The 11910-nt window shown below is 66.4% G+C and carries 12 protein-coding genes; 10 read left to right on the top strand and 2 right to left on the bottom strand.

The features are described from left to right. The first annotated feature begins 65 nt into the window (after positions 1–65). From iolG to ABIC90_RS02745, 3 genes are read left to right on the top strand one after another with little or no spacing between them, the layout of a single operon-like run. Positions 66–1070 carry an inositol 2-dehydrogenase gene (gene iolG, locus ABIC90_RS02735; protein ID WP_354352492.1) on the top strand — a complete coding sequence of 335 codons (1005 nt, stop codon included), beginning with the start codon at positions 66–68 and terminating at the stop codon, positions 1068–1070. Between the two features lie 14 nt (positions 1071–1084). After that, the gene (locus ABIC90_RS02740) at positions 1085–2119 is read left to right on the top strand and encodes a Gfo/Idh/MocA family oxidoreductase (protein WP_354352493.1); all 1035 of its coding nucleotides are present in this window, start codon (positions 1085–1087) and stop codon (positions 2117–2119) included. Positions 2120–2176: 57 nt separating this feature from the next. Next, the gene (locus tag ABIC90_RS02745) at positions 2177–3052 is read left to right on the top strand and encodes a MurR/RpiR family transcriptional regulator (protein ID WP_354352494.1); all 876 of its coding nucleotides are present in this window, start codon (positions 2177–2179) and stop codon (positions 3050–3052) included. A 15-nt stretch (positions 3053–3067) separates the two neighbouring features. On the opposite strand, the gene ABIC90_RS02750 is transcribed toward ABIC90_RS02745, so the two are convergent. Next, positions 3068–4594 carry a CoA-acylating methylmalonate-semialdehyde dehydrogenase gene (locus ABIC90_RS02750; RefSeq protein ID WP_354352495.1) on the bottom strand — a complete coding sequence of 509 codons (1527 nt, stop codon included), beginning with the start codon at positions 4592–4594 and terminating at the stop codon, positions 3068–3070. A gap of 106 nt (positions 4595–4700) precedes the next feature. Here ABIC90_RS02750 and ABIC90_RS02755 point away from each other — a divergent pair, with 106 nt between their 5' ends. Next, complete coding sequence (locus tag ABIC90_RS02755; protein WP_354352496.1) at positions 4701–5645, top strand: LysR family transcriptional regulator; 945 nt, start codon at positions 4701–4703, stop codon at positions 5643–5645. Between the two features lie 31 nt (positions 5646–5676). Here ABIC90_RS02755 and ABIC90_RS02760 read toward each other — a convergent pair whose 3' ends face one another. Then, positions 5677–6783, bottom strand: a complete 1107-nt coding sequence (locus tag ABIC90_RS02760; protein WP_354352497.1) for a hypothetical protein — start codon at positions 6781–6783, stop codon at positions 5677–5679. Positions 6784–6946: 163 nt separating this feature from the next. Between ABIC90_RS02760 and ABIC90_RS02765 the strand changes: the two genes are divergently transcribed. Genes ABIC90_RS02765 through ABIC90_RS02790 form a run of 6 tightly spaced genes read left to right on the top strand, consistent with a single transcriptional unit; the run spans position 6947 to position 11899 of the window. Next, positions 6947–7363, top strand: coding sequence for a YjfI family protein (locus ABIC90_RS02765; protein WP_354352498.1), 417 nt, complete (start codon positions 6947–6949; stop codon positions 7361–7363). Positions 7364–7375: 12 nt separating this feature from the next. Next, a complete protein-coding gene (locus ABIC90_RS02770; protein ID WP_354352499.1) occupies positions 7376–8089 on the top strand; it encodes a PspA/IM30 family protein in 714 nt (237 codons plus the stop codon). Further along, positions 8086–8442, top strand: a complete 357-nt coding sequence (locus tag ABIC90_RS02775; protein WP_354352500.1) for a hypothetical protein — start codon at positions 8086–8088, stop codon at positions 8440–8442. The genes ABIC90_RS02770 and ABIC90_RS02775 overlap by 4 nt, the downstream gene beginning before the upstream one ends. A 33-nt stretch (positions 8443–8475) precedes the next feature. Further along, positions 8476–9120: a ubiquinone biosynthesis protein gene (locus tag ABIC90_RS02780; protein WP_354352501.1), complete on the top strand. Its 645-nt coding sequence runs from the start codon at positions 8476–8478 to the stop codon at positions 9118–9120. Between the two features lie 51 nt (positions 9121–9171). Beyond that, positions 9172–11340 carry a hypothetical protein gene (locus tag ABIC90_RS02785; RefSeq protein ID WP_354352502.1) on the top strand — a complete coding sequence of 723 codons (2169 nt, stop codon included), beginning with the start codon at positions 9172–9174 and terminating at the stop codon, positions 11338–11340. 13 nt (positions 11341–11353) lie between these two features. Continuing rightward, positions 11354–11899 (top strand): zf-TFIIB domain-containing protein, encoded by a 546-nt coding sequence (locus ABIC90_RS02790; RefSeq protein ID WP_354352503.1) that lies wholly within the window; start codon positions 11354–11356, stop codon positions 11897–11899. The last annotated feature ends 11 nt before the right edge of the window (positions 11900–11910 follow it).

The following is an 11910-nucleotide window of genomic DNA, read 5'->3' on the forward strand; positions in this document are numbered from 1 at the left end:
TATTTGAATCCGCGCCTCCGGACAATGAGGTTCCGCATCACTCGACACCCTTTATTTCCGTGACCATGAAACAAGTTGCCGTCTTCGGCGCCGGCCGCATCGGCCAGATCCACGCTTCCAACCTTGCCGCGCTGCCCGGCGTGCAATTGCGCTATGTCTGCGATCCGGCGCTGCAGAGTGCGGCATCCCTGGCGCATGCGCTGGGCGCGCAGGCGGCATCCATCGAGGAAGCGCTTGCCGATCACGCGGTCGATGCCGTCGTCATCGCTTCGCCCACCACCACGCACAGCGACCTGATCCTTCGCGCGGCGCAGGCCGGCAAGCACATCTTTTGCGAGAAGCCGGTGGACCTGTCGGTGGCGCGCGCCGAGGCCTGTGCCGCGGCCGTGCGGCAGGCCGGCGTGGCTTGCATGATCGGGTTCCAGCGCCGCTTCGATCCCACCTTCAATGCACTCAAGTCGCGCCTGGACGGCGGCGAGATCGGCGTGCCCGAAGTGCTCATCGTCACCAGCCGCGATCCCGGTGCGCCGCCTGTCGAATACCTGCGTCAGTCCGGCGGCATCTTTCGCGACATGCTGATCCACGACTTCGATGTGTTCCGCTGGATCCTTGCCGACGAGGGGCGCGACGAGGCCGTGTGGCTGAGCGCCACCGGCGCGTGCCTCACCGACCCTGCCATTGCCGGGGCGGGCGATATCGACACCGCCATCGTGAGCATCCGCACGCGATCCGGCCGGCTGTGCCAGATCAACACCTCCAGGCGCGCGGCGTACGGCTACGACCAGCGCTTCGAGGTGTTGGGTTCCAAGGGCCTGCTGGCAGCCGGCAATCACCGGCCGACGGAGGTGATGCGCATGGATGCCGCGGGCGTGGCGGCCGACAACCCCGAAGCCTTCTTTCTGGAGCGCTATCGCGCCGCGTACCGGCTCGAAGTCGCCCATTTCTTCGAGCAGCTGCAAAGCGGCGGTGTGTTCCGCACCTCGGTGCACGACGGCGTGGCCGCGCAGAAGCTGGCCGATGCGGCCGCGCTGTCTTTCGAGCGCGGCCAGCCCGTGACTTTCGAGGCATGACCGGGGACATCTCGATGAGCCTCACTCCGCGCAACCCCCCGCTTCGCATCGGCATCGCCGGCCTGGGCCGGCTCGGTCGGCGCCACGCCGAAAACCTTGCCTACCGCGTCCGCCATGCACGCCTGACCTGGGCCTGCAGCCCCGTCCCGTCCGAGCTCGACGAGGCCCGTACCGAACTCGGCATCGAACAGACCACCAGCGACTTCGACCGCATGATCCAAGCGCCGGACGTCGACGCGATCGTGCTGGTCACGCCCACCGCCCTGCATGCGCAGCAGACCATTGCGGCGCTGGAGGCAGGCAAGCATGTCTTCGTCGAGAAGCCGCTGGCGCTGGACGTGGCCGACTGCGAGCGCGTCGAAGCAGTTGCCGCGCGGCATCCGGACCGCGTCGCAATGGTCGGCTTCGTGCGCCGCTTCGATGCCAGCTACCGCCGCGCGCATGAAGACATGCGCCAGGGCGCGATCGGCCGGCCTTTTCTGGTGCGCTCGCAGACCTGCGACATGAACGACCCTTCGGGCTTCTTCGTGCGCTATGCGGCGCAGTCCGGCGGCATCTTCATGGACTGCAGCGTGCACGACATCGACCTGGCGCGCTGGATGCTCGGCAACCCGCGCGCCGTGCGCGCCTTCGCCACCGGCACCATCGCCATGCACCCCGGCCTTGCCGAGCACGCGGACGTGGACAACGGCCTGGCGATGGTGGACTTCGAGGGCGGCGGGCGTGCGGTGTTCTACGCCTCGCGCACCTTCGCGCACGGCCACGAAACGCAGACCGAGGTCATCGGCACCGGCGGCAAGCTGCTGATCGGCCACGGCGCCGAGCGCGACCGCATCGTCACCAGCGACAGCCACGGCGTGCGGCATGCGTCGACGGCCGATTTCTTCGAGCGTTTCGGCGATGCTTTCGTGCACGAGATGAACGCCTTTGTCGCGGCCTGCCGCGGCGAAGCGTCACTCGGCCTGACGCTCTCCGACGCCACCGAGGCCACGCGCATCGGCCTGGCCATCACCCGGTCGCTGCGCAGCGGCCAGGTCGAGATGCTTTGAGGAAGAGCGGGCAGGGAAGAGGGGCGGTGGGCGGACGGGGCTTGGTATCCTGACCCCATGACCACCGCAGCCCCTTCCGTCACCTCTGTCGAGCAGCTGCTCAAAGCCCTGGAGAGCGAGTACAAGGGCCTGAGCAAGCAGCTCAAGCTGATCGGCAAATACATCGAGGCGCACCACGGCCGCCTGGGCCTCGAGGGCATCCAGGACGTGGCGGCCGCCTGCGGCGTGCAGCCTTCGGCCGTCGTGCGCTTTGCCAAGCACTTCGGTTTTTCGGGTTTCACCGAAATGCAGAAGCTGTTTCGTCAAGCCATTGCCCAGCAACTGGCCCCCGACCGCAACTACCAGGCGCGGATCCGCGACGTGATCCAGACGGGCGCGCCGCTGATCAGCGTCGATATTGCGCAGGAGTTCCTGAAGGGCAGCATCGGCGGGCTCCAGGGGCTCATCGACGGCCTGGCGCAAAGCGACCTGGACAAGGCCGTCGAGTTGCTGGCCGGGGCGGATGCGATCTGGCTCCTGGGCATGCGCCGTTCGTTTCCGGTGGCCGCCTATCTGGACTACGCACTGCAGCACACCGACAAGCGCATCTTTCTGCTGGACGGTATCGGCGGCATGCAGGCGGGCCAGTTGCGCTCCCTGCGCGAGGGCGACGTTTTGCTGGCGGTTTCTTTTCCGCCCTATGCGCCGGAGACGCTGGAGGTCTTGCGCAATGCCCGCGAGCGAGGGGCCCGGATCATCGCGATCACCGACAGCCGCCTGAGCCCGCTGGCGGAACTGGCCCAGGCCGCGCTGTTTGTGCAGGAGAGCGCCACCTTCGGGTTTCGCTCGCTCACCGGCACGATCGGCCTGGCGCAGAGTCTTTTCATTGCCCTGGCCTACCGGCTGGAGCTGAACCGGGCGCCGGATGCCGAGCGCCTGGGCGCCGGGCACTGAAAGCGCTTACGTGGCTTACTTGGCGGTAGGCATCACGAACTCGGCACCCTTGCCGATGCTCTCGGGCCAGCGCTGCATGATCGACTTCTGCTTGGTGTAGAAGCGCACGCCTTCTTCGCCGTATGCGTGCATGTCGCCGAACAGGCTCTTCTTCCAGCCGCCGAAACCATGCCATGCCATCGGCACCGGGATCGGCACGTTGATGCCGACCATGCCCACCTGGATGCGGCGGCTGAATTCGCGCGCCACGTTGCCGTCGCGGGTGAAGCAGCTCACGCCGTTGCCGAACTCGTGGGCGTTGATGAGGTCCACTGCGTCCTTGAAGTTCTCGACGCGCACGCAGCTGAGCACCGGGCCGAAGATTTCTTCCTTGTAGATGCGCATCTCGGGCGTGACGTGGTCGAACAGCGTGCCGCCCATCCAGAAGCCGTCGCCGCAACCGTCGCCGGCCTTGTTGCCGTCGAACACACGGCCGTCGACCAGGAGCTTCGCGCCTTCCTTCTCGCCCTGCGCGATGTAGCCGGTGATGCGCTCGTGCGCCGCGCGCGTGACGATGGGGCCCATCTCGGCCGCGAGGTTGGTGCCGTTGAGCACCTTCAGGGTCTTGGTGCGCTCGATGAGCTTGGGGATCACCTTGTCGGCCACGTCGCCCACCAGCACCGCCACGCTGATCGCCATGCAGCGCTCGCCGGCCGAGCCGTAGCCTGCGCCGATCAGCGCATCCACCGTCTGATCGATGTCCGCATCGGGCATGACCACCATGTGGTTCTTCGCGCCGCCCAGGGCCTGCACGCGCTTGCCGTGGCGGGCGCCGGTTTCGTAGATGTAGTTGGCGATGGGCGTGGAGCCCACGAAGCTGATGGCCTTGACGTCGGGGTGCTCGATGAGCGCATCGACCGCGACCTTGTCGCCCTGCACCACGTTGAACACGCCGTCCGGCAGGCCCGCTTGCTTGAACAGCTCGGCGATGCGCAGCGACGCGCTCGGGTCGGTCGGGCTGGGCTTGAGCACGAAGGTGTTGCCCGCGGCAATGGCCACCGGGAACATCCACATCGGCACCATCACCGGGAAGTTGAAGGGTGTGATGCCGGCGACCACGCCCAGGGGCTGGCGCAGCGTCCAGTTGTCGATGCCGGTGCTCACCTGGTCGGTGAAGTCACCCTTGAGCAGCTGCGGAATGCCGCAGGCGAACTCGACGATGTCGATGCCGCGCGAAACCTCGCCCTGCGCGTCGGTAAAGACCTTGCCATGCTCGGCCGTGATGATGTGGGCGAGCTCGTCCTTGTGCTCGTTGAGCAGCTGCAGAAACTTGAACATCACGCGCGCCCGGCGGATCGGCGGGGTGTCGGACCAGGCCGGGAAGGCGGCGCTGGCCGCGGCAACGGCGGCGTCGACGTCGGCGGTGCTGCCCAGGGCGACCTTGGCGGTGACCGCGCCGGTCGCGGGGTTGGTGACCTCCTGCGTGCGGCTCGATTCGCCGGCCGCATGCTGGCCTGCGATGTAGTGGGCAATCAGTGCGGGCGTCGAGGTGGAAGAGGTCACGGAGAGATCCTGGAAGTTGGGAGTAAGCGCAAGTCTAGGAACGCGGAGGGCGCCTGCCTATACTCCAGCGCTGAATTGTTTGTTCGCCAAACTGAACAATGGAACCATGGATACGAAAAAAGCCGAGTCGCTCTGGGCGCATCTGCATTGGTTGATCGTGCTCGGCCAGCAGGGCAGCTACACCGCCGCCGCCGCGCGGCTGGGCGTGAGCAAGGCCGCAATGAGCCAGCGCATCACCGAGCTGGAGCGGGCGATCGGCGTCACCCTGGTGCGGCGCACCACGCGCAGCATGCGGTTGACCGAGGCCGGCCAGCGCCTGGTGGAGCAGACCCGCGAGCCCTTCGAGCAGATCGCGCACAGCTTTCTGAATGCGCGCGACCTGGCGGGCGAGCCGCGCGGCCTGGTCCGGGTGACCGTGCCCGTGGCCCTGGGCCGGCAGCAACTGCTGCCCCGGCTGACCGAATTTCTGCTGGCCCATCCGTCGATCCGCATCGAGATGGAACTGTCGGACCGGTTGAGCTCGCTGGCCATGGAAGGGTTCGACCTGGCGATCCGCCATGCGGCCGCGCCGCCCGACACGCACGTGGCCTGGCGCCTGTGCGCAACGCATTCGGTGCTGGTGGCGAGCCGCGCCTATCTGCGGCGCAAGGGAACGCCGCTCACGCCACAGATGCTGACGGCGCACGACTGCCTGCACTACCCGCGCGGGCAGGAAACCAACGTGTGGTCGTTCGAGCGGCGCGGCGGCCGCGGGCGTGCGGCCGAGCGCGTCACCGTGCCCATCGACGGGCCGCTGGCGGCCAACAACAGCGAGGCGCTGCGCGATGCCGCGCAGGCGGGCCTGGGAATTGCGCTCTTGCCCGACTTCAGCGCGCAGGCGGCCCTGCAAGCAGGCAAACTGGTCGAGGTGTTGCCGGACTGGCGGCCCACGGGGGCCTTCGCCGAAGAGATCTACGCCATTCGTCCTTACTCGCTGCACATACCTCGGGCCGTGACCTTGTTCGTCGAGCACATGCGCGAAGCGCTGAAGGCGGGATTCCAGGTGGCTTGAGGCGCGTCGTTCCGGAAGGGGGGCGGATCGGTCAAGCGGTTGCCGCGCCCGCATCGAACCAGCGATCGGGCGCGGGTGACCAGCGGGGATCGGGTTCCCGCTCGAGCAACGCACAAGCCAGCACCCCCAGGTCGGCCCCGAAAACCTCATTGGCCGCATCGGCGCCACCATCCTCGTGCCGCGCATCGGTGGCGAAGCGCGCGAAGAGGCCCCAGTCCTTGGCCAACTGTTCGACCATGATGCGCGCGAGCTCATAGGACAGCAGGTTGCCGTCGTCGGTCCTGAAGAACGACTCGCCCGACCAGAACGCCTGGATCGTCGCCTCGTCCCAGAACGCCAGGTGCTTGCGTCGCAATTCCTGCGGCGTGTGCTGCGCCGCGCCCGGGCCCGTGAGCCTGCGTTCGGTGTTGACCGCCAGCCCTTCGTCCAGCCACCTCGGCAAGTCGAGATGGGACAGGGCGCTGTGCGTCATCTCGTGGGCGATGACAGGCTCGATGGCTGCAAGGTCCGCTCGCTTGGCCAGGAAGTGCGGACACCCGGCATCGATGAACATGCCGCCGCTCAATGCAAACTCGCCCTGCTCGGGGTAGTAGCCCGACACATAGCCGTAGTAGGTGTCTTCGTCGTCCACGACCAGCAGGATGCTCCTGTCGTCGGCTTCGAACGACGCGATGCCTGCAAGCACTCGCTGAATGCGCTTTCGCGCGGTCTCTACATAGGCCGCGGTGGCGGCGGCCACGACGTGTTCCAGCGAGGAGAGCACCCAGGCCCGCTCGGATTCGTACAAGTGAAAGTGCGGGCCCAGGGCGTCCCTCAGATGGAGCAGCCAGGCGCGTTTTCCCAGCGCCATGGCTTGCCGTTGGAGGCCTGGGTCATTCAACGATGAAGCCCATTCGCCGAGCGCTTGCCAATCGAGCAAGGGAAGGCCGTTGGATACGTCCAGGTTCGGGCGCAGCGGAAACGCCGGCGCTTCGTCGAGTGCTATTTCAGCGGGCGCGTCGTCGTCGACGAAGCCCGCGGGCGGCGTGCTGGGGTGTGCGGGCAGGCGGCGCCTTGCAATCCGGGCGCCCACGCGGGGAACGAGCCAGACCATGGCGATCAGCAGTGCGAATGCTGCGAGGACAAGCAAGGTAGGCATCGACGCGCCTCAGGCAAAAAGAAGACCAGCATATCCACGCGCGCCAGTGCCGAAAGTCATGGGCATAGGCCAAAAGATTCTTTGACATGTTATGTCGGAGCGCCTACAGTGGGTCCGTCGAAGCGCGGCTCGCTTCCAACGGTACACAACCACAAGGAGAGGTATGCAATCACTGCTCGATCAACTCAAGGGGCTCGATGCGCTGGCCGGTGCCGCAATGGGTGGGCTGCCTGTGCAGCTGCAGCCCATTCCGGGTAATACGCCGGTGGTCCAGGTGAGCATCGAAGGGCGCGACGAGCTGCCCATCTTCATCACGAGTTCGGACATGCAGATCATCTGCATCTGCTATTTGTGGACCGAAGAAGAAGTGAAGCCCGAACGGCGCACCGAACTGCTCGAATCGCTGCTCGACCTCAACCCTTCGGTGCCCTTGTCGTCCTTCGGGCGCGTGGACGGCCGCTACGTGCTCACCGGTGCGCTGGGGCGCAATGCGAGCGTGGAAGACGTCGCGCGAGAAGTGGCCGTGCTCAGCGACAACGCGCTCGATGCCCTGGACGCCTTGTCCGAATTCCTGAACTAAGCGGAGATCACCATGACAGTCATCAAGAAGCTGGTCACCTTGCTGCGCGGCAGCGCGCGTGAAATCGGCGAGAGCGTGGTCGACAGCAACGCCACGCGCATCTACGAACAGGAAATCATCGACGCCAAGCACAGCATCGAAAAGGCCAAGGGCGACCTCACCGGCGTGATGGCCAAGGAAATGCAATCGGCCCGCCAGATCGAGCGCCTGAAGAACGAGGCCGCGCGCTACGAAGGCCTGGCGCTGGAGGCGCTCAACAAGACGCAGGAAGGCCTGGCGCTGGACGTGGCCGCCAAGATCGGCACCATCGAGCAGGAACTCGAGGAGCAGGCCAAGGCCCATGCCTCCTACTCGCTGCAGGTCTCCAGGCTCAAGGACCTGATCAAGTCGGCCGAGGCGCGCATCCGCGAGCACGAGCGCGAAATCGGCATCGCCAAGACCACCGAGAGCGTCTACCGCGCCACGCAGTCGATCTCCGAGAACATCGGCAGCGGCGGTTCGCGCCTGGCCAATGCGCGTGAGTCGCTCGAACGCATCCGCGCACGCCACGAAGACCTGGCCGACCGCATGACCGCCGGCCAGGCGCTCGAGAACGAACTGGGCCACCAGGCGCTTGAGAAAAAGCTGGCCGCCGCGGGCATCGGCAGCGACGCGGACCGCACCGGCAAGGTGATGGAGCGCATCCGCGCCCGCCAGGCCAACCCGAGCGGACCGGCCTCCGAATGAACGTGCGGGTCAAGCCGGTTCGCTGGCAAGGCTCGGACGAGGCGATACGCGCCGTACAGGTGGCGTTCGACGTGGAAGAGGCCGTGCTGGAGGCGGTGCGCGCGGCGGCTTTTGCGCAGCACGTGTCCACCTCCGACCAGATCCGGCAGGTGCTGGGCCTGGCGACCACGTCCAAGCCCAAGCGCCCGCGCCTGACGGTGTCCCTCAGTGGGGCAGACTATGCGTTTCTGGCGCAGCGCTACGGCCTGGCCGCCGACGACCGCCTGGCCATCAAGGAGAGGGCCACGCGCGACCTGATTGCATTTGCCAGTGGGAAGAAGAAGGCCGGCGCAGGGAAGCCGAGCCGCAAGTAAAACAACAAAACAACCCGCACGCGGGAGGGATCAATGGGCAATTTCATGGATGCGGTGGTGGGCTACCCCACCGCGATCTACACCGTGCTGCTGGGCGTGGTGCTGATCTACTGGGTGCTCGCGGTGCTGGGCATGGTGGACATCGAGCACAGCGGCATCGACATCGACCTGCACACGCATGCCGACGGCGACAGCGGCGACGTCGGGCAGCTCGCAAGCTACGTTGTGGCCTTCGGGCTGAACGGCGTGCCGTTTTCGGTGGCCGTGAGCCTGCTGGTGCTGGTGTCCTGGACGGTCTCCTGCCTGGGCGGCGAGTGGCTGCTGCCGCTGGTGCCGACGATGCTGCTCAAGGTGGTGGCCGGCACGGTGCTGCTGGTGGCCAGCGCGGCCATCGCCATTCCCGTCACCGCGGTCGCCATCCGGCCGCTCAGGGGCCTGTTCGTGAGCCACACCGCCGTGAGCAATGCCGCGCTGGTCGGCCAGACCTGCCGCGTGATCACCGGCGTGGTGAACGAGAAAGACGGCCGCGCCGAAGTGGCGCGCCGCGGCGCCAGCCTGAACATCCGCGTCTGGGCGCCCACGCCCAACACCCTCAAGCGCGGCTCGCACGCGCTGATCCTCGAATACGACGAGGTGGCAGGCCGCTACCTCATCGCGGCGCACGAAGACCTCGTCTGACCGCGCGCACCCCCTCAACGTTCGTTCGCTCTTAAAGCATCTGGAGAAAAAATGGAGCCCATCATCTTTGCCGTGGTCATACTGGCCGTGGTCATCCTCGGCCTGTTCGCGATGTTCGCCAAGTTCTATCGAAAGATCGAGCAGGGCCATGCACTCATCGTGAACACGCTGCGCGCCGAGCCCGAGGTCACCTTCACCGGTCGCATGGTCTACCCGATCATCCACAAGGCCGAGCTGATGGACATCTCGGTCAAGACCATCGAGATCGACCGCTCCGGCAACGAAGGCCTCATCTGCCGCGACAACATCCGCGCGGACATCAAGGTGAAGTTCTTCGTGCGCGTCAACAAGACGGCCGACGACGTGCTCAAGGTGGCGCAGGGCATCGGTTGCGCGCGCGCATCGAACCACGAGACGCTCGAGGAGCTGTTCTCGGCCAAGTTCTCCGAAGCGCTCAAGACGGTGGGCAAGTCGATGGACTTCGTCGACCTCTACCAGGCGCGCGACGGCTTCCGCGACCAGATCATCAGCCAGATCGGCAACGACCTCTCGGGCTACGTACTCGAAGACGCCGCCATCGACTACCTCGAGCAGACGCCGCTGTCGGAACTGGACGCCAACAACATCCTCGATGCGCAGGGCATCAAGAAGATCACCGAGTTGACGGCCTTCGAGCATGTGCGCACCAACGAGCTGCGCCGCAACGAGGAAATGCAGATCAAGAAGAAGAACGTCGAGACGCAGGAAGCCCTGCTGGAGCTCGAACGACAGCAGGCCGACGCCACCTCGCGCCAGCATCGCGAAATTGCCAGCGTGCGCGCCCGCGAGGAAGCCGAAACCTCCAAGATCCAGTCCGAAGAGCGCACCAAGTCCGAAACCGCGCGCCTGCTCTCGGAGCAGACCGTGTCGGTGCAGCAGGAAAACGTCCAGCGCGAAAAGGAAGTGGCCGAGAACAACCGCAAGCGCGCGGTGGCTATCGAAGAAGAAAAGGTCACGCGTGCCCGCGACCTGGAGATCGTCGACCGCGAGAAGGAAGTGACGCTGCAGCGCATCGAAAAGGACAAGGCCGTCGAAGTGCAGAAGAAGGCCATTGCCGATGTGATCCGCGAGCGCATCGTGGTCGAGCGCACGGTGGCCGAGCAGGAAGAAGCCATCAAGGAGCTGCGCGTGGTGGCCGAGGCCGAGCGCACCAAGAAATCCGTCGTGATCATGGCCGAGGGCCAGGCCGACGAGAAGATGGTGATCGACGTGAAGGCGGCCGAAACGCAAGAAAAGCGCGCCCGTCACAAGGCCGCCGAAGAGCTCACGCTGGCCGACGCCAAGCTCAAGGTGGCCGAGCGCGACGCCGAATCGAAGAAGCGCGAAGCCGAGGGCGTGGAAGCCCTCTCGGCCGCACCGGGCCTGGCGGCCGCCAAGGTCGAGATCGCCACCGCGCAGGCGCGCCTGGCCACCTTCGAGGCCGAAGCCTCGGGCAAGGAGAAGCTGGGCTTGGCCGACGTGCATGTGCGGCAGGCCGATGCCGACGCCATCCTCAAGGCCGGCCAAGCCGATGCGCAGGTGATCGAAGCGCGCTCGCAGGCCGAAGCCGCCGGCATGCGCGCCAAGTTCGACGCCGAAGCCTCGGGCAAGGAAAAGCTGGGCCTGGCCGATGTGAGCGTGCGTACCGCCGATGCAGAAGCCACCCTGAAGTCGGGCCAGGCCGATGCGCAGGTCATCGAAGCCCGCTTCAACGCCGAGGCCAAGGGCCTGCACGAGAAGTTCGAGGCCATGAAGTCGATGAGCCCGGAAACCCGCGACCACGAAGAATTCCGCATGCGCCTGGAAAAGTCGCACATCGAGACCATGAAAGGCATCGACGCGCAGACCGCCATCGCCAAGGAGCAGGCCGACGTGCTGGGTACGGCGCTCGCCAACGCCAAGATCGACATCGTGGGCGGCTCGGGCGACTACTTCGACAGCTTCGTGCGCTCGCTCTCGGTGGGCAAGGGCATCGACGGCGTCATCTCCAAGAGCCAGGCGGTACAGGTCGCCTTCAAGGACCAGCTCTCGGGCGATCGCGACGTGGTGAAGGACGTGCGCGACATCGTGGGCGCGCTGGGCAGCGCGTCGGGCGAGATCCAGAACCTGAGCGTGGCTTCCCTCATGAGCAAGATCGCCGCCGACGGCACCGAGAGCCAGAAGTCTGCATTGCAGAACCTGATTTCCACCTTCCGCCATTGACCGGAGCGCGCGCATGAATCCGAACCTGAAGTGCGGCTGCTCCGCGCATGCGGCGATGCGGCCCGTGGCGCTGGCCGAGGCGTTGCTGGGCGTGCAGTGCGCCGATTGCCACGGCATGGTGATGGCCATGGACGACTGGCGCGCCTGGAAGGCAGCAGACCCGAAGCGCGTGCCGCACGAGGTCGATGATGAAGTCATCGAGGTGTTCGACCTCGCCGCCGTGCGGCACTGCCCCGAATGCGACCGACTGATGCAACGCCTGCGTGTGAGCGCCGGGCCCGACTTCCGCATCGACCGCTGCGTCGCCTGCCAGAACCTCTGGTTCGACGCGGGCGAATGGCGCGCCATCGTGAGCCGCGGCCTTGCAGGCCGGCTCGATGAATTGCTGTCCGACGGCCACCAGCGCCGGCTGCAGACCGAGGAGGTGCGCGAAGTGCGCCTGGCCGCGCTGCGCCGCCGCTACGGCAACGACTGCATCGACGAGCTGGACCGCATCCGCGCCTGGCTCGACGCCCAGCCTCACCGCGACGAACTGCTCGCACTGCTGCGCGCGGACTGACCGCGCCGATC

Source organism: Variovorax boronicumulans (assembly GCF_040544675.1).
Taxonomy (GTDB): Bacteria; Pseudomonadota; Gammaproteobacteria; order Burkholderiales; family Burkholderiaceae_C; genus Variovorax; species Variovorax boronicumulans_D.